Source organism: Gammaproteobacteria bacterium, assembly GCA_029884425.1.
Classification (GTDB): domain Bacteria; phylum Pseudomonadota; class Gammaproteobacteria; order S012-40; family S012-40; genus JAOUHV01.
In genome coordinates this window covers 24,616-45,958 of the sequence record JAOUHV010000019.1, presented here as the reverse complement: position 1 = coordinate 45,958, position 21,343 = coordinate 24,616, and the positions used below count along the sequence as shown (strand labels likewise).

Annotated in this window: 13 protein-coding genes and 1 tRNA gene; 4 read left to right on the top strand and 10 right to left on the bottom strand. The window is 54.6% G+C overall.

What is annotated here, in order from left to right; all coding sequences use genetic code 11:
• Positions 1–103 precede the first annotated feature (103 nt).
• From ubiA to OEW58_07060, 4 genes are all read right to left on the bottom strand, one after another.
• Positions 104–982 carry a 4-hydroxybenzoate octaprenyltransferase gene (gene ubiA / locus OEW58_07075; protein MDH5301106.1) on the bottom strand — a complete coding sequence of 293 codons (879 nt, stop codon included), beginning with the start codon at positions 980–982 and terminating at the stop codon, positions 104–106.
• Complete coding sequence (locus OEW58_07070) at positions 982–1,533, bottom strand: chorismate lyase (protein MDH5301105.1); 552 nt, start codon at positions 1,531–1,533, stop codon at positions 982–984. The genes ubiA and OEW58_07070 overlap by 1 nt, the downstream gene beginning before the upstream one ends.
• Before the next feature lie 14 nt (positions 1,534–1,547).
• Entirely contained in the window at positions 1,548–3,665 is a 2,118-nt protein-coding gene (gene recG, locus OEW58_07065; protein MDH5301104.1) for an ATP-dependent DNA helicase RecG, read from the bottom strand.
• A 122-nt stretch (positions 3,666–3,787) separates the two neighbouring features.
• Entirely contained in the window at positions 3,788–5,140 is a 1,353-nt protein-coding gene (locus tag OEW58_07060) for a sodium:alanine symporter family protein (GenBank protein ID MDH5301103.1), read from the bottom strand.
• A gap of 336 nt (positions 5,141–5,476) precedes the next feature.
• Between OEW58_07060 and OEW58_07055 the strand changes: the two genes are divergently transcribed.
• The gene (locus tag OEW58_07055; GenBank protein ID MDH5301102.1) at positions 5,477–6,466 is read left to right on the top strand and encodes a porin; all 990 of its coding nucleotides are present in this window, start codon (positions 5,477–5,479) and stop codon (positions 6,464–6,466) included.
• A gap of 100 nt (positions 6,467–6,566) precedes the next feature.
• Here the strand turns inward: OEW58_07055 and tsaA are convergent, their stop codons facing one another.
• The 3 genes from tsaA to glgB form a co-directional block, all read right to left on the bottom strand.
• Positions 6,567–7,277: a tRNA (N6-threonylcarbamoyladenosine(37)-N6)-methyltransferase TrmO gene (gene tsaA / locus OEW58_07050; GenBank protein ID MDH5301101.1), complete on the bottom strand. Its 711-nt coding sequence runs from the start codon at positions 7,275–7,277 to the stop codon at positions 6,567–6,569.
• 55 nt (positions 7,278–7,332) lie between these two features.
• The gene (locus tag OEW58_07045) at positions 7,333–8,658 is read right to left on the bottom strand and encodes a hypothetical protein (GenBank protein ID MDH5301100.1); all 1,326 of its coding nucleotides are present in this window, start codon (positions 8,656–8,658) and stop codon (positions 7,333–7,335) included.
• Between the two features lie 90 nt (positions 8,659–8,748).
• Complete coding sequence (glgB, locus tag OEW58_07040; GenBank protein MDH5301099.1) at positions 8,749–10,929, bottom strand: 1,4-alpha-glucan branching protein GlgB; 2,181 nt, start codon at positions 10,927–10,929, stop codon at positions 8,749–8,751.
• A 222-nt stretch (positions 10,930–11,151) separates the two neighbouring features.
• Between glgB and glgC the strand changes: the two genes are divergently transcribed.
• From glgC to malQ, 3 genes are read left to right on the top strand one after another with little or no spacing between them, the layout of a single operon-like run.
• Positions 11,152–12,417: a glucose-1-phosphate adenylyltransferase gene (glgC, locus tag OEW58_07035; protein ID MDH5301098.1), complete on the top strand. Its 1,266-nt coding sequence runs from the start codon at positions 11,152–11,154 to the stop codon at positions 12,415–12,417.
• Positions 12,407–14,116 (top strand): glycoside hydrolase family 57 protein, encoded by a 1,710-nt coding sequence (locus OEW58_07030; protein MDH5301097.1) that lies wholly within the window; start codon positions 12,407–12,409, stop codon positions 14,114–14,116. The genes glgC and OEW58_07030 overlap by 11 nt, the downstream gene beginning before the upstream one ends.
• 17 nt (positions 14,117–14,133) lie before the next feature.
• Entirely contained in the window at positions 14,134–15,582 is a 1,449-nt protein-coding gene (gene malQ / locus OEW58_07025) for a 4-alpha-glucanotransferase (protein ID MDH5301096.1), read from the top strand.
• On the opposite strand, the gene glgP is transcribed toward malQ, so the two are convergent.
• From glgP to OEW58_07010, 3 genes are all read right to left on the bottom strand, one after another.
• Positions 15,579–18,188 (bottom strand): alpha-glucan family phosphorylase, encoded by a 2,610-nt coding sequence (glgP, locus tag OEW58_07020; GenBank protein MDH5301095.1) that lies wholly within the window; start codon positions 18,186–18,188, stop codon positions 15,579–15,581. The two genes, malQ and glgP, sit on opposite strands and share 4 nt — an antisense overlap.
• Before the next feature lie 96 nt (positions 18,189–18,284).
• Positions 18,285–18,371 (bottom strand) — tRNA-Leu (locus tag OEW58_07015).
• Between the two features lie 70 nt (positions 18,372–18,441).
• Entirely contained in the window at positions 18,442–21,339 is a 2,898-nt protein-coding gene (locus OEW58_07010) for a PD-(D/E)XK nuclease family protein (protein ID MDH5301094.1), read from the bottom strand.
• Between the last annotated feature and the right edge of the window lie 4 nt (positions 21,340–21,343).

Sequence of the window (21,343 nt, the reverse complement as noted above, 5' to 3'; positions counted from 1 at the left end):
TGCCCGCGCCCAGTACAAAACGATCTGCGCCGTACACCAGCAGTGCAAATCCGCCGATGATGGCACCTAATTCCAGAAAACCAAAAGCCATAGCTATCCCAACTTATCGAGTGAGTGTGTCGAGGAAAATTCCCGCAAACACGGCGGCGCCCAGCCAATTGTTATTCAAAAATGCGCGAAAACAGCAGTCACGCTGCCGGTTGCGAATCAGCCACAATTGATACATGGCCAGACCGGCGGCGAGCAGAATGCCGGCATAGTAAAACAGCCCCAGGGACTGCGATAGTCCTATCAGTATAAAACCGCCCAGTACCAGCCCTTGCAGCGCGGCGATGATGGCGATGTCCGCCTGGCCAAACAAAATGGCGGTGGATTTCACGCCAATTTTCAAATCATCATCGCGATCAACCATGGCGTACATGGTGTCGTAGGCCGTGGTCCAGAGAATGGTGATGATAAACAGCCACCAAGCCAAGGACGGAATCTCGCCAGTTTGTGCGGCAAAGCTCATGGGTATCGCCCAAGCGAAGGCCGCGCCCAAATAAACCTGCGGTAAATGCGTATAGCGTTTCATGAAAGGATAGGTGGCTGCCAGCGTTACCGCGACAAACGACAACATAATGGTGAAACTGTTCATGGTTAGCACCAGCGCAAAGGCGACCAGCGCCAGACTGGCAGCAAGCAAAACGGCTTCTTTGGCGGAAATGCGATTGGCGGCGAGTGGTCGCTGTTGGGTGCGTTGCACGCGACCGTCAATGTTGCGATCGGCAAAATCGTTAATGGCGCAGCCGGCAGAGCGCATCAAAAATACGCCCAGCACAAATACCAGCAACACATGCCAGTCGGGCATGCCATCGGCGGCCAGCCACAATCCCCATAACGTGGGCCAGAGCAGTAACAGCGTGCCAATGGGTTTGTCCATGCGCATCAACAAAGCGTATTCGCGCAGTCGCTGGCGGGTTGTCAGAGTGGTGCTGTGCATCAATATGCCTGGTGTGCAGGTAAAAAAATTTCGCTGACCAACAGAGCGTGGTGGTGAAAACGAAAACGCGACCGACGCCCCCAGATGTCGAGGTCGTTTGTTTGCCCCGACGTGGCGGCATTATACATGCCTTGGCCGCGACTCAGACGCGCGATTTGCAGATTCTCACGCTGGATGGCGGGGTTGGCAAACAGCACTGCGCCCAGCGGTTTGCTGCCCAGACGGGTGAGTGAGCGCAGTGGTCCGCGCAGCGTGGTGTGCGGAATCACTGTGCGGGCAAACACCCACGGTTGATCAAAACAGCGCAGTTGCACATGGCGGATGAAACAGAATTCGTGATCGGAAAGCGCCAGTTGTTCGCGTTCGCTTTGCAGTGGTCTGCCCCAAAACTGCTTTACCACCTGAACACGAAATTGACCATCGCAGGCTTGCTGCAAACGCTTGGTGAGCGAGTGTCGGTCGGTGAGCCAGGAGTGCAGCGTCGCTGGGCAATGGCGTAAATGCCAGCCGCGTGCATCAGACCAAATGGGCTCGCGATGGGTGGAGAACATAGAAATACCGTTGGTTAAACATCACTGTAGCGCAGACCTTGCGGCAGCCAGCGCTGAATCAGGGGGCTAATATTGTCTGGATATTGCTGAAAGAGCAAATCGGCGGCGCGTTCAATTTGCGGCAGCAAATGCTGATCGCGGATTAAATCAGCAATGCGCATTTGCGCCAGTCCGGTTTGACGCGTGCCCAGCAATTCACCGGGGCCGCGCAATTCCAGATCAATGCGGGCAATTTCAAAACCGTCACTGGTGCGGCGCATGGCTGCCAGACGCTCGCGACCGTGGTTTGACAGCGGTGGTTTGTACATCAGCACGCAACTGCTTTTGACCGAGCCACGCCCAACCCTGCCGCGCAATTGATGCAGTTGCGATAATCCCAGGCGTTCGGCGTTTTCGATAATCATCAGACTGGCGTTGGGTACGTCGACGCCGACTTCGATCACCGTGGTGGCGACCAGTAACTGCGCTTCGCCCGCCTTGAAGCGAGCCATGACTTCTTCTTTTTCTGCCGGTTTCATCCGGCCATGCACCAGCAGCACAGTGAGTTCCGGCAGTGCCGCAGACAATTCGGCAGCGGTGTCGATGGCGGCCTGATAGTCGAGCTGTTCGGACTCTTCGATCAGCGGGCAAACCCAGTACACCTGACGCCCCTGCTGGCAGGCCAAGCGTACCCGCTCGACCACGTCAGCGCGGCGATTTTCGTTGATGACCACGGTGTCCACTGGCTGGCGGCCCTTGGGCAATTCGTTAATGACCGATACGTCGAGGTCGGCATAGGCGGTCATTGCCAGGGTGCGCGGAATCGGTGTGGCGGTCATCACCAGTTGGTGCGGCAGTTTACCGCTGTGTCGGCCTTTTTCGCGCAACGACAAGCGCTGATGGACGCCAAAGCGGTGCTGCTCGTCGATGATGATCAAACCGAGTCGGGAAAACTGCACCTCGTCCTGAAACAGTGCATGGGTGCCGATCACCACTTGTGCCTGACCGCTGGCAATGTGACTGAGTGCCTGCTCGCGGGCTTTGCCCTTGAGCTTGCCCGCCAGCCAGCCTACTTCCACACCCAACGGCTGCAGCCAGTTGCGAAAATTCTGCACGTGCTGCTCGGCGAGCAATTCGGTGGGCGCCATGATGGCCACCTGGTATCCGGCTTCCACCGCCTGCAATGCGGCCAGCGCCGCGACGATGGTTTTGCCGCTGCCGACATCGCCCTGAACCAGGCGCAACATCGGACTGGTTTGTTGCAGATCTTCAGAGATGGCCGCGCTGACCCGTTGCTGGGCACCGGTCAGTTCAAAGGGCAGGCTGGCGAGCAGTCGCTGACTGAGTTGATTGGCCGATGGCAGTGCCGGCGCGCGATGGCGGCGTATTTGATGACGCAGGCGTTTGACGCTCAGGTGGTGGGCCAGTAATTCCTCGAATACCAGTCGCTGCTGGCAGGGGTGTTCGCCCTCCAGCAGTTGTGCCAGCGAAATGTCCGGCGTGGGGTGATGCAGTGTCTGTAGTGCCTGATGCAGGTCTGGCAGGCGCAATTGCTGTAACAGCGGTGCGGGCAGCCATTCCTGCAGGCGATCGTGATGATTGTGCATCAGCGCCAGGGCTTGATCGGCCAGTTTGCGCAAGGTTGCTTGGCGGAATCCTTCGGTGGCCGGGTAAATCGGTGTTAGTGCGGTATCGACGGCAGAGAAGGTTTCCTCCTGAACGAAGCGGTACTCCGGGTGGACGATTTCCAGCGAGTTGGCTCCGCGGCGGGCCTCACCGAAAACCCGAATCTGTCGTCCCGGCTGGAAGCTGTCCTGCTGTTCCTTGTTGAAGTGAAAAAAGCGCAGGGTCAATTGGCCGGTGCCATCGCTAATGCGTACCAGCAGCGAGCGGCGTTTGCCGAACTGGACTTGCGACAACAGAACTTCGCCCTGCAGCAGGGCCTCCGTTTGCGGACGCAGGCTGCCAATGGGGGTCAGGCGAGTGCGATCCTGATAGCGATAGGGAAGGTGAAACAGTACGTCCTGCACACTGTGCAGTTGCAGCTTTTGCAGTTTTTCCGCGACTTTGGGGCCAACGCCGGGCAGGCGGGTAAGAGGCCACTGGGCAAGGCTATCGGAGCTGGTGGTTGAGGCTATCGTGACAGGCGGCATCGACGTGACGGTGGCTGTTTAAAAATACAGTATATCACGTCAGATTTTGCTGGCTACGAGCGATGGTCGGTCGCCCGCACCCTGGGCGATATTCGACCACGGGGAGCGGGCGCGACCGGCGATTAGTCCTTGTGGCGATGGAAGTAATCGTCCTTCAATGTCTTCGCCAGACCGGCTAGCAGAATCAGCGCCAGCAAGTTGGGCAGCGCCATGAGAATGTTGGCAACGTCGGCCATGTTCCACACCAGATTCAGCGGCACGGCGGCACCGACCACTACCAGCATGGTGAACACCAGACGGTAGGGCAGAACGGCTTTATCGCCGAACAAAAATTGCGCTGCACGGTCGCCGTAGTATGACCAGGAGACAATGGTGGAAAAGGCAAACAGCACCAGACCCAGACCGACCACCCAGGCGCCGGCGTTGCCCATGCTCAGGCTGAAGGCGTAAGCGGTAAGTGACGCGCCCATGGCTTCTTCGGGTTTGGTCAGGTAGGCGCCGGTCACCACAATCACCAGACCGGTCAGGGTACAGATTACGATGGTGTCGATGAAGGGCTCGAGCATGGCTACCAGACCTTCGCGTACCGGTTCGTTGGTTTTGGCCGCTGCGTGCGCCATGGGGGATGAACCCAGGCCGGCTTCGTTGGAGAACAAACCGCGTGCCACACCCCAGCGAATGGCTTCACCGATCGCTGCCGCACCCGCCGCCCAGGGATTAAGCGCCAGATTTAGAATGGTGAACAGTGCCGAGGGGATTTGTGGCAGGTAGTTAAATAGCACAAACAAAGCCGCAACCAGATAAAAAATCGCCATGAACGGCACAATTGTCGAGGCAAAACTGGCGATGCGCTTTACGCCGCCGATGATGACCAGACCAACCAATAGAGCCATGATGACGCCCACGATCCAGCCGTCCTGACGCAGTTCTGGCCAAATAAAGCCCAATCCGTCGACAACCGAGTTGGCCTGCACCATGTTGCCGATGCCGAATGAGGCGATCAGGGTAAAGCTGGCGAACAATATCGCCATGCGTTTCATTTTCAGACCGTGCAGCAAGGTGTACATCGGTCCGCCGGAGACGCTGCCGTCTGGATTCACTTTGCGGAATTTCAGTGCCAGGGTGCACTCGGTGAACTTGGTCGCCATACCTATAAAGGCGGTCACCCACATCCAGAACAGTGCACCGGGACCACCCAGTGCGATGGCGGTGGCGACGCCGGCGATGTTGCCGGTGCCTACGGTGGCAGACAGGGCGGTGGACAGTGCCTGAAAGTGCGACACCTCGCCGACCTCATCGGGATGGGTGTATTTGCCGGACAAAATTCGCGTACTGTGCATAAAACCGCGGATCTGCACAAAGCCGAGTTTGAAGGTGAGATAGAAGCCGACGCCCAGCAGCAGGATAAAGGTCAGGGCGTTCCCCCAGAGCAGTCCTGAAAGTGCTCCGGTCAATTCTGTCAGTGTGTCTAGCATGGAAATGTCCGCCGAACGCAAAAAAAGAGGATTTTTGTTATGGTAAACAACGCCCTAAGGCAGGCAGTTGCTGGTTGGTCGAACATTATACATCTGAGTTTCTGAAAACAGACAGGTTTTTGCTTTTTGGACAAAAAAACAACAACAGGCGGGGCTGTGAGTGTGTGCTAGATCAAAATTTAGGTAAAAAAGATACATTTTGCTTCAGGAAACCAGTTGCTTTGTCGAAACAAAAGGCGTAGTTTCCGTACCTGAGGGGTTTTAGAAACAGGTCTGGTTGACTGGTGTTGTTTTATTGCATCAACTAATGAAGTTAAAACTGTAGGAGAAACACACATGATGAAGCGTAGTTTGGTGGCTTTGGCAGTAGCAAGTGCAGTGTCTTTTTCAGCTCAGGCGGCGGATGTGAGCGGCTTTGCTGATATTCAGATGAAAGCTGACAACGAAGAATATACCTTCGGCGCGGCTGGTGAGGTGGATTTCTCTGCGACTCAGGATGGTGTGACCGTTCGTATGGATGTTGACGTGAATCTTGCTGGTAACAATCGTCAGCAAGTGAATCCTTTGGTTGGTCACGATACTGACAATGATAATGTTGAAGATATGTGGGATACGACATCAACCGATGCTGCAGTCATTGAACAAGCGTTTTTCGCAGCTCCTGTTGCCTCAAACGTAACGCTGGTTGGTGGTGTGTTCAACAACCCCATCGGCATGGAAGGTCAGGATGCGGTTGATTTGAGCACCGTTACTAACGGCCAGATTTACGGCATTTTTGACAATCAGACGGCACTGTACGGCAACAACGTTGCGGGTTTGGCGGCTGCGGTTGATGCCGGCATGGCCAAGGTGACTGTGGGCTTCCTGAATGACATTGGTCACAACAAGGATAGTAAGGGTAAAAGCGTGAATTCCTTGGCGTTGGTGGTGAATGCGCCCATCATGGAAGGTCTGGATGTTGAATTGGGCCACGTTACCCAGGAAGCTGGCGCTGGCGCAGTGACTGACATCAACCTGACCGGCAAAGTGGCTGGTGTGGGCTTGGGCGTGGAATATATGATGGCCGAGAAGGCGGTTGATAGTGCCATCGGTGTGACTGTGGGCTATGAAGTGATGCCGGCGCTGGATGTGACGCTGCGTTATGACACTGTTGCCTATGAGGCCGCTGCCGCTCCTGCGGTAAGCAAGAAGGATTCTACGTCTACTACCCTGGCGTTGAAGTATGGCATGGCCAAAAACCTGGATGTGAAGGCTGAGTATCGCAGCGATGATAATGGCACCAACACCGATTCTTCAGGTGTGGTTGGTTTCGTTGCGAAGTTCTAATTAGTACCCAAGCGCATGGCTACCCGATAGCCATGCGCTTGTTTTTTTCCGCTTTGCTAATTTCCCGCCAAGTTATTTTTCTGATTTGTTGCGACAGCGTTTATTCCGCTTGATCCAGCTGTAATACATCAATGTGATCGTGGCTGGCCTGCCAGCGCACATCAAAATCAAATAACCGCATGCCATAGATTTTGTCTTCCGCTATGTTTTGTTTGTAGGCAGGGCGGGGATCGGTTTCCAGTATTTGTTGAATAAGCTGACGGACATCGCAGCGGTGCTGCAGTGATTTTTGTAGGCATTGTTCCAGCGCTGGCGGGCTGAAGTGAACGGCCATTTTGCTGGCGGGTGCGCTGGGGGCAAATCCAGAGTGCGCGTTGGGAATCGCATCGACGTAAGGCAGGTAGGGTTTGATGTCGACGATGGGTGTGCCGTGCACCAGGTCGGCATTTTTGATCTGGATTCGGCACGAGTGATCCGTTGTTTCAATCGAAACTATCTCGACGACTGACAGGCCGATGGCATTGGGGTGGTACGGTGATCGGGTGGAAAAAACGCCGCGTTTTTCGTTGCCGCCTAATCGTGGCGGACGCACTAGTGGGCGCCATTGTTCATCACGGTTGAGGTGAAACAGGAACATGATCCACAGGTGCGAAAAAGCTTCCAGACCGGCGAAGGCAATGTCCTGGTCGTACGGTGGATAAAAATGCAGGGTGGCGGGGGCCTGGCTGACGAGTCCGGGTTGGCGAGGGACGCCAAATTTTTCTTTGAAACAGGATTCGACAAAACCAATGGGCGTGATCTGGTGATTCATCGCGCCATCTTAGAGAGGCATCGGGACAATCGCAAGTGTCCCGATGCCGTCAGGATTAGATCAGACCGGTCGCTGAACGCAGTTCGCCCAGGTATTCGCGGGTGAGGACTTTGGATTCTTCAACGGCAGGTTGGTCGAATGCATCAATGCCCATGAGTTCGGCGACCACGACCGTTTCCATTTCCAGCAAAATGATCAGCTCGCCCAGTGCGTAGGCGTCGCGCTCGAGCAGTGCCAGGGTGCGGTTGGGGCGTCCACGGCGGCTGAGTGTGGTTCGAGTGGCCTTAAGCTCGGAAACGAACAGCTCACCAATGGTGTGGCCGGCCAGCGGTGCGATGGCAGGAATATCCTGGAAGCGCATCGGCACGCGCAAACCACGGAAACGGAAGCCTGGATCCGACAGGAATGTGACCAGTTTGTCGTCCGGGCCTTCCAGCAGTAACTGCAATTGCGAGTGCTGATCGGTAACGCCATGTGCCTCGGTTGGTGTCAGGCCACGATTTTTGCCCTGGGCGTCAATTTTGCCCAAGCTCTCGGCCCATAGCTGGCGGAACCAGTTGACGACAAAACGCAAATTGTCGGCGTAAGGCATGACAACACTGATGGTGCGATTGCGTTCGGCGTGCAGGTATTGCGCTGCGCCGTTATAGAACGCTGGATTGGTAACGATATCGCTTTCCAGGCAGCGTTCCATCATCGAGCGCGCACCCTCCATCACGCCGTCAATGTCTACCCCACCAACATACGCAGGCAACAGGCCGACGACTGACAGTACCGAGAAGCGGCCACCGACGGGTGGGTGTTCAATGACTTCGATTTCCAGGCGTTCGGCCAGTTGATAGAGCGCGCCATCGGTGTTTTCAGTGATGACCAGTACATGTTCTTTGACTTTGTCGCTGCCAAGCTGGTGTTCCATGATGGGCAGCATGGTGAGGAATTGCGATAGTGTCTCGGCGGTGTTGCCGGATTTGGAAACCACCAGCAGCATGGTTTCATTCCAGTCGACTTTGTCCAGCGCGACCAGGGTTGAGGGGTCGACGTTGTCATAAAACTCAACGGTGTTGGCCGGCTCCTGGCTGCCCAAGGTGCGTACCAGCATTTCGCCGCCCAGTGATGAGCCGCCAATGCCGAAAACGACGGTGCGGCGGTAGTTGTTGGCAATCTGCTGCCCTTTGCGTTTGATCTGATCAAGGTTGGTGGTGATTGGCAGATTAAGGAAGGTGGAGTCTTTTTGTTTGACCCATTGCTGGCAGCGCTGGCGCAGTTTGTCCAGCCGGGGCGACAGTGCACGCAACGCTTCCTCGCTGACGCCGCCGTTGCCGATGTGCTTGTCAAACAAATTGCCGTTGTCTATGGACAGTCTGGAAAGTGACTTGCTCACTCGTGTGCTCCTTGTATCTTCAATGTACGTTTGCCAGTGAATCGACAGTATATGTTTCAGACTTGATAGTTGATTTGCGAATTATAACCGCTATATCGGTTTGAGTATCATCCCTCCCAATGGGGGTAGGGTGAGGCTGAGCGAATGATCGAAGCCCATGCAGGCATGATTTTCCGCGGTGAGTTGGCCACCATTGCCCTGGTTGCTACCACCATAGGCATGACCGTCAGAATTCAGCAGCTCGCAATAGTTCCCACCACGCGGTACGCCGATGCGGTAATGATGGCGAACCACAGGGGTGAAATTCAGCACCACGATGACGAATCCGCTTTCATCCTGACGAATGTAGCTAAGCACTGATTGCGATGCATCATTGCAGTTGATCCACTGAAAACCGCGATGATCAAAGTCAAAATGGTGCAGCGCTGGTTGTTGTCGATAGTGATAGTTTAAATCGCTGACCAGTTGCTTGAGCCCTTGGTGATGCGGATATTGCAGCACATACCAGTCCAGCGAATGTTGATGGTTCCATTCCGGGCCCTGGCCGAATTCACAACCCATGAACAGCAGCTTTTTACCGGGATAGGTGAACATGTAGGTGTACAGCAGGCGCAAGTTGGCGAACTGCTGCCATTCATCGCCGGGCATTTTGCTGCGTAGCGAGCCTTTGCCGTGGACAACCTCATCGTGAGAGAACGGCAAAATAAAGTTTTCGGTGAAAGAATACAGCAAGCCAAACGTCAGTTGATTGTGATGAAAGTGGCGATGGACTGGATCGTGTTGCATGTAATCGAGCGTGTCATGCATCCAGCCCATGTTCCACTTGGTGCTGAAACCCAGGCCGCCGGTATACACCGGGCGGGATACGCCAGGCCAAGCGGTGGATTCCTCGGCCATGATCAGCGTGCCTGGATGTTCAGCGTGGGTGACGCTGTTCATTTCACGCAGGAAATCGATGGCCTCAAGATTTTCCCTGCCGCCGTATTGATTGGGAATCCAGTCATTGGGATCGCGCGAATAATCCAGATACAGCATTGAGGCGACGGCATCGACGCGCAGACCATCCAGATGGAATTCTTCCAGCCAATAAAAAGCGCTGGATAGCAGGAAATTTTTCACCTCTGGCCGGCTGTAGTTGTAAATCAAGGTGCCCCAGTCGCGATGAAAACCTTTGCGTGGATCGTCGTGTTCGTACAGCGCGGTGCCGTCAAATCGCGCCAGGCCATGGCTGTCGCTGGGGAAATGCGCAGGCACCCAGTCGAGAATGACGCCGATATTGTTTTGATGGCACAAATCGACGAAATAGCGGAAATCATCGGGCGAACCGAAACGACTGGTGGGGGCAAAATAGCCCAGCGCCTGATAGCCCCAGGAGGCATCCAGCGGATGCTCGGTGATGGGCAATAGCTCGATGTGGGTGAATCCCAGCTCCTTGATGTATGGCACCAGGCGCTCGGCCAGCTCGCGATAATTTAGAAAGCCACCGTGCTCATTGCGATGCCAGGAGCCTAGGTGAAGCTCATAAATTGATAGTGGTTGATGCAACCAGTTTGCTTGCTCGCGTGCACGCTGCCATTGTTGATCCTGCCAGACATAATCGGATGTGTTGACGTAGCACGCTGATTTTGGGCGCAGCTCAAACGCTTTGCCGTAGGGGTCGGTTTTGGAAACAGCGAGGCCGGTATCTCGGTTGCGAATTTCAAATTTGTACAAATCACCGGCCTGACAACCGGGAATGAATAACTCCCACACGCCGCTACTGCCGCGATTGCGCATGGGATGGCGTCGCCCGTCCCATTGATTGAAATCGCCAACGACGCTGACGCGTGAGGCATTGGGAGCCCATGTGGCGAAGAGAACGCCCTCAATGTCGCCAATAACCCGGCGATTTGCGCCAAGAAATTGATAGGCATGCCAATGTTTGCCTTCGCCAAACAGGTGAAGATCAAATTCAGAAATCTGCGCATCAAATGCATACGGGTCATGTTGGACAATCTGATGGCCTTCAATGTGCTGCCATTGGATCTGATAGTTTGCAGGTAATTTCTGTGCGGGGCCTTGCCAGATGAACACGCCTTCCATGTCAGTGGAGAGCATCGGCTCGTCCAGCGGCAAAATGCGGGCAGAGCTGGCATGAGGGTTGTAGAAGCGAACGCTGCAAATTTTGTCCTGTTGGTGGCGTCCCAATACCGCAAAGGGGTCGTGATGACGTGCGGAGCAAATCAGTTCGAATTGCTGTCGAAGTGGGGAATCAATCTCAAAATTAGTCATAGGGCGTTTCAACGGGGACCGTTTATCCATCGGTTGGGGCCAGAACCAGCAAAAAGCTCGTTCAAAGGCGGATATTCAACATCGTGGAACAAATTGATTGTACAAACAGTAGTAATAGATTTATATGATAAGTATTTTTAAAGCAATTTATTATTGAAAAAGATCGGCGGCGAGGTCGTCGTTGACGCTTGGTGAGAAGTTTGGATAACCCAGGAGGGACATGTGGAAGATAAACCAACACGTTATGTTAGCCGCCTGACGCGCAACGCATTCGCGATCATATTGGCAGGTGGCCGAGGTAGTCGATTGCAGCAATTGACTCGCTGGCGCTCCAAACCGGCCGTGCCATTTGGTGGCAAGTTTCGCATCATTGATTTCCCGCTATCAAATTGTATCAATTCAGGGATTCGTCGAGTTGCTGTGGTGACTCAGTATAAATCACACTCGCTGATTCGCCATGTACAGCAGGGCTGGGGGTTTTTGCGTGGCGAGTTGGGTGAATACGTAGAGATTTTACCAGCGCAGCAGCGCATCGAGACTTCATGGTATGCAGGCACTGCTGATGCTGTGTATCAAAATCTGGATATTATCCGCCGACATCGCCCTGGCCACATTGTGGTGCTGGCCGGTGATCATATCTACAAAATGGATTACGGTACGATGCTGGCGTACCACGTGGAAAAAAAGGCTGACATGACGGTCGGCTGTATCGAAGTGGATGTGGAGTCTGCCAGAGCGTTCGGCGTTATGTCCGTCGAACCGAGTGGACGAGTTGTAGCGTTTGACGAAAAACCGGCCAATCCGGCGTCTATGCCGGGCAAACCAGGCGTGTCGCTGGCATCCATGGGGATTTATATTTTCAATCCGGATTTTTTGTATCAGCAGTTGATTAGTGATGCGGTGAATGACAGTTCGGACCATGATTTCGGCAAAAACATCATTCCCGGTATTATCAACGAGCACCGCGTGTTTGCGTATCCCTTCCGCGATCCGGAAACGAATAGTCAAGCGTATTGGCGGGATGTGGGCACGGTGGATTCTTTCTGGGAGGCCAATATGGAGCTGATTGGCGTGACGCCAGAGCTGAACTTGTACGATCGCGAATGGCCGATTTGGACTTACCAGGAACAGCTGCCGCCAGCAAAATTTGTATTTGATGATGATGATCGGCGTGGTGCAGCGGTGGATTCCATGGTGTCAGGTGGCTGCATAATTTCTGGTGCGATGGTGCGACACTCCTTGCTGTTTTCCAATGTGAAGATTAATTCGTTTTCAGAAGTTGAAGATGCGGTGATTTTGCCCGATGTAATTATTGGCGAGCGCTGCCGCTTGAAGCGGGTAGTCATCGACAAGGGGTGTAATATTCCTGATGGTACGGTGATCGGTGAAAATGCGGCGGAGGATGCCAAGCGATTTTATGTCAGCCCCGGTGGGGTGGTATTGGTAACTCCAGATATGTTGGGAGAGGATCGGCGTTATGTCGGATAAGACGCCACTGAAAGTGGTGATCATGTGGCATATGCATCAGCCACATTATCGCAATGCGGCCACGGGGCAATATGAATTGCCGTGGACGTATTTGCATGCGGTAAAAGATTACGTCGATATGGCGGCAATGCTTGAGGCTGTGCCGGCCGCCAAGGTGGTGGTGAATTTTGCTCCGGTGTTGCTGGAGCAGTTGGATGATTATGGTCAGCAGATCCAGCAGTTTTTGCTGCATGGCACGCCGATCAGTGATCCGCTGCTGTCGTTATTGGTGATCCGCCCGCTGGCAGTGGATCAGACTTCGCGGTTGCAACTGATAGAGGCATGTCTGCGGGCCAACGAAGAACGCCTGATCAAGCGCTTTGCGCCTTTTGATCAATTGGCGACGTTTGCGCGCTGGTTGCAAAAAAATCCCGCTTCGCTGGCGTATGTCGAAGAGCAGTTTTTTGTCGATTTACTGGTTTGGTATCACCTGGCATGGATGGCGGAGACGGTTCGGCGGCAGGATAGCTTCATTCAAATGCTGCAGAAAAAAGCGCAGGGATTCACTCGGGAAGATTGCAAACAGTTGCTGACCTTGATGGGGGAGCTGATTCGTCAGGTGATTCCTCGCTACCGTCGTTTGGCGGAGCGAGGTCAGGTTGAGTTGGCGTGTTCACCATACATGCATCCGATTGTGCCCTTGCTGCTGGAATTCAATTCGGCTCGCGAAGCGATGCCGCAGGCGCCATTGCCGGAGTTTCCGCATTATCCGGGTGGCGAAGATCGGACTCGCTGGCATATCGAAAAAGGCTTTCAGGTTTTTGAACGCTATTTTGGTTTTCGTCCGCGCGGCTGTTGGCCCTCGGAAGGTTCGGTCAGTGAAGAAACGATCAAACAGTACGCTGAATTCGGTGTCCAATGGCTTGCCAGTGGCGAGACAGTGATGCGTAGCAGCGTGGCGCAATCGCCAACGCTACAGGGGCGACTGGAAGGCTCGTGCCTGCATTCCTCATTTCAGTTTGGCCAAAATCCGCTGCGTTTGTTCTTTCGTGATGATGGCTTGTCTGACCTGATCGGATTTACCTATTCTTCATGGCACTCCGATGATGCAGTGAATAATTTGATGCATCACCTGGAAAATATTGCCAGCGCCTGTGGTGATAAGAAAAACGCCGTTGTTTCGATTATTCTCGATGGCGAGAACGCCTGGGAATATTACCCCGATAACGCCTATTATTTTTTACATGCCTTGTACAGCAAGCTGAGTCAAAATCCAAAACTGAAAATGAGTCACTTCAGTGATGTTGTTGACTCGCCGGCTGTGCCGATCTCGCTGGAGAGACTGGTGGCTGGATCATGGGTGTACGGCACATTTTCCACCTGGATTGGCGATAAGGAAAAAAATCGTGGTTGGGATTTGTTATGCGAAGCCAAGCACGCCTTTGATTTGCAGGTGACCAAACATTTGCTTAAAGGTGAGGCGCTGGAGCGTGCGACTCAGCAGTTGGCGATTTGTGAAGGTTCAGACTGGTTCTGGTGGTTTGGTGATTACAATCCATCGAACTCTGTGCGCGATTTTGATCGCTTGTATCGCACCCATCTGGCTGCGTTGTATCAGTTGATTGGTTTGCCTGTGCCCGAAGTTTTGCAGCAGGCAATCAGTCAGGGTGGCGGTGATCCCGCTGCAGGCGGTGTGATGCGTCAAGGCAAGCAAAACTAACAAGCCGAGGAAGTCCTGTGTTTGATGTTCAAACCCGTAGTGCTGGCGTGTTACTGCATCCGACCAGTTTGCCGTCTGGCGTACTGGGCGTGGACGCGTACAGGTTTGTTGATTTTCTCGCGGAAGCGGGATTTTCCTTGTGGCAGGTATTGCCGCTGGGGCCGCCTCATGGTGATCGTTCTCCCTATCAATCGATGTCTGTGCATGCCGGCGATCCTGCGCTGATTGACTGGCAGTATGCCGTTTCCCGCTCTTGGCTGACGGATGCCGAATCTCGCAGTGTGGCGGATGAGCGTAAATATTTTGCGGCGCAAGGATTTGGTCGTCAGGCTACTGAGAGCGATAAGCGCGCGTATCGTGAATTTTGTCAAACGCAGTCGAGCTGGTTGGACGACTATTCGCTGTTTCGCGCGTTGAAGCTGCATTATAACGGCGTGTCCTGGTGTGATTGGCCAAAGCCGTTGCGTGATCGCGATGCCAGTGCATTGCAGCAGTGGGCAAGCCAATTGGCAAAAGAGGTTGAAGCGTTTCGTTTCGAGCAGTTTGTATTTTTTACCCAGTGGCAGGGAATTCGCGATTATGCCCGGCAAAAAGGCGTGGGCCTGTTTGGCGATATGCCAATTTTTGTCGCGCATGACAGCGCGGATGTCTGGGGCAATCCCGAAATTTTCCGGCTGGATGAGCGTGGCCAGCCAACGGTGGTGGCGGGCGTGCCGCCCGATTATTTTTCTGCCACCGGGCAGCGCTGGGGTAATCCGCTGTACAACTGGGATGTGTTGGCACAACAAAATTTCGCCTGGTGGAATCAGCGTATGGCCACCCAGCTTGGCTTGTTTGATGTGATTCGCATCGATCACTTCCGGGGTTTTGAAGCGTATTGGGAAATTGCCGCCGAGGAAAAAACAGCGATCAATGGTCATTGGGAATTGGGTCCTGGCGCGGCATTTTTTGAAGCACTGCAGAACAAGTTTGGCGAGCAGTTGCCGCTGGTGGCCGAAGATTTAGGCGTGATTACCGAGCAAGTCGAAGCATTGCGCGAGGCATTTCATTTGCCCGGCATGAAGATTTTGCAGTTTGCGTTTGGTGGCGGCGCGGATAATCCCTATCTGCCACATAATCATGCGCAGAACAGTGTGGTCTATACAGGCACACACGACAACAATACCACGCTGGGTTGGTGGCAAGAACAGCCGGCCTCGGTGCGTCAGCATGTGTGCGATTATTTGATGTGCAATGAAAGTGCGATGCCGGTAGCGCTGGTGCGCAGCGCCTTGGCGTCACGTTCGCGCTGGTGTGTGTTGCCGTTGCAGGATTTATTGATGCTGGATGGTCAGCATCGGATGAATGTGCCAGGAACCGAAAAAGGCAACTGGAGTTGGCGTTTTGCCTGGGATCAATTTCAGCCCGAACTGGCGACACAGTGTCGCCAGTGGCTGGGGTTGTATGGTCGGTTGTTACCGCGCTAAATCCATAACAATTTGCCTGTCTCAAATCGATGTGACAGGTGTTGGTGGTAGGGATAGGCGCGAATGCGGTAAGACTGCAGTCCTGACAGCGAGGGCGACAGTGACAACTGGAAAATCGTTTCCTCATGCTGGCGAATGTTGGTTGCACTGAAACGATGGCACTCCTGCAGGTGGTAGTGGTGCAGCGAGTCCTGGGTTTCAATCAGGCATTCGATAATCACATCTTTGGGCTGTAGTCCGGCCAAATTTAGCGCCACCTGAATGTTGAGCGTTTCGCCGGCAAGAATGCTGGTGTGCTGCAAATCATCCAGTCGGCGGATAGTGACTTTGGGCCAAGCCTCGTTGACGCCTTGTTTCCACTGCGCAAGATTGGTTGCTGGTTCGCCGCCGGATTCGGCCAGTCGGCGTCCTTGTTTGGCAGCCTTACTGTACAGTTTGCTGACGTAATCCATCACCATGCGTTCGGAATTGAAACGCGGAATCAGGCTTTTCATTGATGCTTTGGACATGCGCACCCAGTCGGATGAAAATCCATGAGGTGTGCGACGGGAAGAGCGTCTGTCGTGGCCGGCGTAAAGTGTATCAGGGCGACTGTAATACAGTGGCACGACCTGATGTTCCAGCAGGCTCAACAAATCTTCGCCTTCCTGACGATCGCGGAACGCAGGATCAAATTCGGGGCCGTGTGGTTTGATGGCCCAGCCGTTGTTGCCGTTGTAACCTTCACCCCACCAGCCATCAAGTACGCTCAAATTGATGACGCCGTTGACGCCAGCTTTTTCGCCGGAAGTGCCGCTGGCTTCCATCGGATACTCCGGATTGTTGAGCCAAACATCCACGCCGGCCACCAGCTTGCGCGCCAAAGCCATGTCATAGCCTTCAGCGAGAACGATTTTGCCTTCAAATTCCGGGCGGCGCGAAAATTCGTGAATGGTGCGAATCAATTCCTGTCCCGGATGATCTTTGGGATGCGCCTTGCCGGCAAAAATGAAAATGACGGGCGTGGTCGAATTGTTGATCAATCGCGCCAAACGTTCTGGATTGGAGAACAGCAGTGTGGCCCGCTTGTAGGTCGCAAACCTGCGTGCAAAACCAATCACCAGCACGTCGGTGTCCTTGGGGTTGATGTATTTGGTCAGGCGCTCAATTTCGGCGTCGCTGCAGCCATTGCGTCGATGCTGTAATTGCAAACGTGCATGAAGGTACTCAAACAAATCCTGCTTAATCGACTGGTGCGTGCTCCAGTAAACGTGATCGGGAATGTCGTCGATGCTTTCCCAGTATTCCTCGTTACGCAATTCACCGCGCCAGCCAGCACCAAGGCGCATGTTGAACAGGTTGGCCCACTCGTGCGACAAAAACGTCGAAACGTGAATGCCATTGGTGACATGCTCAATGGGGTTTTCGCGCGCTGGAATGTTTGGCCAAACGTAGGTTTCCATTTTGGAAGCAACGCCGCCATGAATTTTGCTGACGCCGTTATGGAATCGTGAGCCACGCAGCGACAGTGCGGTTTGATTAAAGCTGTGAGGATCGCCAGGGAAGCTGCCCAGTTGTAAAAATTGCGTATCGGAAATCTGCAGCTTTGCCGGCAGCGAAGGAAAATATTCGCGCATCAGGTCGTGGCTGAAAATGTCGTGGCCTGCGGGCACGGGCGTGTGGGTGGTAAACACGGTTCCGGCAGCAACTTGTTCCAGCGCGGAATGGAAATTACGTCCCTGGGCAACCAGTTCGCGGCAGCGTTCGAGAATGGAGAACGCCGCATGGCCTTCGTTGATATGCCATACGGTAGGATTTTTTTGCATCTCGCGTAGCGCACGAACACCGCCCAGACCCAGCACCATTTCCTGCTGAATGCGCATGTGTTTGTCGCCGCCGTAAAGTTGATAGGTGATGTGGCGGTCTTGTTCGTTATTGGAGGGCAGGTCGGTATCCAGCAGCAGCAAATCGATGTGACCAGCGCGGGCGCGCCAGACTTTGACGTTCACCTGTCGATCCTGAATGTCGACTTGCACCATCACTTCGCGACCATGTGCGTCAACGGCGGGCTGGATGGGCAGATCGTTAAAGTGACTGGGTGAATAATGTGCCAGCTGATTGCCCTGGGCATTGATGGTTTGAATGAAATAGCCTTGACGGTATAGCAGGCCGACGCCAATAAACGGTACGCCCAAATCGCTAACGGCTTTGCAGTGGTCGCCGGCGAGAATGCCCAGGCCGCCGGAATAAATGGGCAGACTTTCGTGTAAACCAAATTCAGCGCAAAAATAGGCGACCAGATCTTTTTTCGGATCTAAAAATTGCTGAATTTCGGCAACAGGTTTGGCGGCGAGATAATTGTCGTGAATGTTGATGGCGCGATCGAAATCTTCCAGAAACAGGCGATCTTCAGCCGCTTGTTGAATAATGGCTTGATCAACTCGGCGCAAAAAAACTTTGGGGTTATGGCCGCAGTTGCGCCACAGTTGTGAATCCAGGCGTTCGAAAAGTTGTACGATTTGCGGGGTCCAACTGTACAACAGGTTGTTGGCAAGCTCATTGATACGAGACAGGCGCTCAGGGATGCGTGGTTGAACTTCGAGGAGAAAACGAGTGCCGTTGTTCATGAACATTCCATCATTAGTGGCGAGAACCATTGATGATAGAAGAGTCGCACCCATAAAAAAAGCCATATGTGTTTAACATATGGCTTTTTAGCGATTTGGTACCGAGGGCGAGAATCGAACTCGCACGATGTCACCATCACCGGATTTTGAATCCGGCGCGTCTACCAATTCCGCCACCCCGGCTTTAAGGTTGCGTAGTATAGTGACTCCGAAATAAAACAGCAAGAAAAACTGTGAATGAAAAATCAGTTGGCTAAGGCTTGATCAGGAGCCTTAGCCAGTGATCTTTGCGGCACAGGCCACGAAAGCTGCAGTAAGAACAGGTTTCCGGGTCGCCCCAGGCAGGCAGTGGCTGTTGATCAAGAATCTGTTCGCCCACCGTTTGCAGGCGCTCGGCGATGCGCTGGGTCAATTCGGCCAGGTGTTCGCCTTCGATGCGGCTGCCGCGAACGTTGTCACCGTCAAGGAGAACGTATTCGACCTGTTGTACATCGACGTCGGCCAGGGTCAGCGCATAATGCGCCAGCTGCACCGCTTCGCCGCTGTCGACATCCTGCTGGCTAGGTATTCTGCCGGTTTTGTAGTCGAGAATGGCGTATCCCTGGTCGCGCTGGTCAATACGATCGAGCCGGCCATAGAGCTGGCAGATGTCCGCCAGTGGCGCCCGTTGCGAGACTTCGGCGCGATGGAAGCGCCAATGATCCTGCTGGCGTTTGAGTTCCCACCGGATGATGGCAGGAATCAAATGCTGGGCGCGACGCAACCAGCCGCGATGCTGGAAATTGTCTTCAATGTCGCGGGCAAACACCGCTTCGCAAATCATGTTCAGGTGTGCTTCGGCGTCATGTTGATTGGTGGCGTTGACCACCTTGGCAAACGGCGGCGGCAGACCAGGCAGTTGGGTGTGGAATGCCTCAAGCATTTGATGAATGCGGTGGCCGTAATCGTTTTTCTCCAGTGCTTCGCGTACTTCCTCCGGTGCCTGCAGCTTCAAGCCTTTGGCGGCGAAGAACGCATACGGGCAGTCGATCAATTGCTGATGCGAGGTGGCCGAGAGGTGCTGTGGAAACAGTGTGGTTGGTAGGCTGGGCAGTGGTTGATCGCTGGCGTGGGGCAGCGAGCTGTGGGTCGGCCAGCGAACCTGTTCCGGGGTGTTCAGCCATTGTTCCAGTGCCGTATCGGTTAACGATTGCTGCCAGCCCAATTGATGGGCGGCTTGCAACAGGGTGAACCAGGGGCTGGGCAGGTTTTCCTCTTCGCCCTGATGAAAGGTTAGCCAGATGTCGGGTGCGGATTCGAGCAGGCGGCGGAAATGGTAGAGCTGTTGGTCCTGTGCCTGCTGGCGGGTGGGCAGCCCAAGCTGGCTGCGCACGGCGTTGTTGAAAAATGGGCTACTGCCGCGACTGGCAGGAAAATATTCGCTGCTGACGCCACCGATGATCAGGGCTTCAAAATGGCCCAGCTGGCTTTGCGGCAAGTGTAGCAGATCGACGTATTGTTCGTGCGGATCTTGTGGCTTGAAGGTGTGTTTTTCCAGGGCACGGCCCAGCCAGGTGCGAAAATCTCCCCAGCCCAGCGGCAATTCGCTGTGTCGGCCTGCCTGTTCCAAGTCATGCAGCACCAGCAGAATTTGTTGACCGCCGTCATCGTTGCCAAAGCCTTGGGTCAGTCCCAGTCGTTCCAGACTTTGTTGCAATGCCTGCAGCCAGACCACTGCAGGGTGTTGCTGGCGACGAATGTGCAGGATGGGTTCTGCGGCCTGTCCCAGGTGATCGAGCAGTTGCTGCAGCGGACGGGCATCGAACGGCAATACATTTTCCAGACGTTGCTGGCGTGAGTGCAGTGCGGCCTGGTAACGGGCGAGATTGCGCGGAATGTTTTCCATGCGCACCACGTCCAGCTCCAGTCGGTAGACCTGCTTGAGGTAATCGCTGCGAGCCGCTTCGTCACACAGGTAGGGTGATTTGAGCAGGTCCAGCAGCGGTTGATGAGCGAAATCTTCTTCCAGGCATTGCAGCCAGTTTTCCAGTGCGGCGGCGGCTGAGGTGGTGGACAGCGACCAGCCGGTGGAATCACGCAGCGCGATTTGGCGGCGCTCAAGCAGCGCCCGCAGGCGACGCGCCAGGCGGCGGTCTTCGATCACCAAACCGATGCGCTGTTTTTTTTGCGCCTTGATGTGCAGCACTTTGAGCACGATGGCCTGGGCTTCCTGTTCAAAACTGTCCGCCTTGAACAGGTGCAGTTTTCCTTGGGCGGGACTGCGCGGATGTTGTTGGGCGAATTGGCGACAGCGACTGCCCAGATCGGTTTCGGTACTGCCAAACACCATGTCCAGCCACTGGCTGTACAACTGTTTGGCTTGCGCGTTGTTGATGTTGGTTGCGGGTTGTTGCAGACGCTGCAGCAGTTGTTGCAACGGATAACCGGGCAGTGACGGTTGCGACTGCGGTGCGCCGTGCATAAAAAATTGCGCCTGACCACTGTTCAGCAGCGGCGCCAGCCATTGGGCTTCAGCGGGTGTCAGTCCGGCATAGCCGGCGACGTAGTAGCGCCGTTGCGCTGGTGGGCGATGCTGGGCCAGGCGCAACAGATAGGCAGTGTTCAGATCGATTTGGCCGTGGGCGCGCAGTTGTTCCTGCCAAGCCAGCCACAAGGTGTGTACCAGTTGCGCTTCGCGCGACAGCGCCGCCGACTGGGTGCCGTAGATGTGCTGCAACTGGATGATGAAGTCGTCCAGGTTTTGCGGCAACTGGCACTGGTACATCACCAGCTCGTCGAATAATTTCAGCAGCGAATCGGCAATGGCCCAGGGGTTGCCGTGATTGAACAGTTCCGGGTGTTGCTTGAGTGCTTCGACCAGCACCAGTTCGCGCGCATCGCCGCTGAGCACCGGCGTGTCCAGCAGGGATTCGCCTTCGATGTGCTGTTTCAGTGTGGTGATGTGCGGTCCCAACAAGGCGGGACAATTCTGTGCCTGTGCTTCCTGCAGCAGCAAGCGGCGCAAGCGCACGGCGGGCAGCAAATCGGGCAGCAGTACCACGACCTGACTCAGGTCGGGCAATTGGTGACGATGCTGGCGGATGATTTCCCCGGCCACGCTGGCCAGCACATGATCGGCAAAGGCCAGCGCGTGAACCGGGGGCGATGTCATCGTG

Bases quoted from the DNA above. Each gene is read 5' to 3' on its own strand.
- ubiA (MDH5301106.1), bottom strand. From the start codon at position 982: ATGCACAGCACCACTCTGACAACCCGCCAGCGACTGCGCGAATACGCT.
- OEW58_07070 (MDH5301105.1), bottom strand. From the start codon at position 1,533: ATGTTCTCCACCCATCGCGAGCCCATTTGGTCTGATGCACGCGGCTGG.
- recG (MDH5301104.1), bottom strand. From the start codon at position 3,665: ATGCCGCCTGTCACGATAGCCTCAACCACCAGCTCCGATAGCCTTGCC.
- OEW58_07060 (MDH5301103.1), bottom strand. From the start codon at position 5,140: ATGCTAGACACACTGACAGAATTGACCGGAGCACTTTCAGGACTGCTC.
- OEW58_07055 (MDH5301102.1), top strand. From the start codon at position 5,477: ATGATGAAGCGTAGTTTGGTGGCTTTGGCAGTAGCAAGTGCAGTGTCT.
- tsaA (MDH5301101.1), bottom strand. From the start codon at position 7,277: ATGAATCACCAGATCACGCCCATTGGTTTTGTCGAATCCTGTTTCAAA.
- glgB (MDH5301099.1), bottom strand. From the start codon at position 10,929: ATGACTAATTTTGAGATTGATTCCCCACTTCGACAGCAATTCGAACTG.
- OEW58_07030 (MDH5301097.1), top strand. From the start codon at position 12,407: ATGTCGGATAAGACGCCACTGAAAGTGGTGATCATGTGGCATATGCAT.
- glgP (MDH5301095.1), bottom strand. From the start codon at position 18,188: ATGAACAACGGCACTCGTTTTCTCCTCGAAGTTCAACCACGCATCCCT.
- OEW58_07010 (MDH5301094.1), bottom strand. From the start codon at position 21,339: ATGACATCGCCCCCGGTTCACGCGCTGGCCTTTGCCGATCATGTGCTG.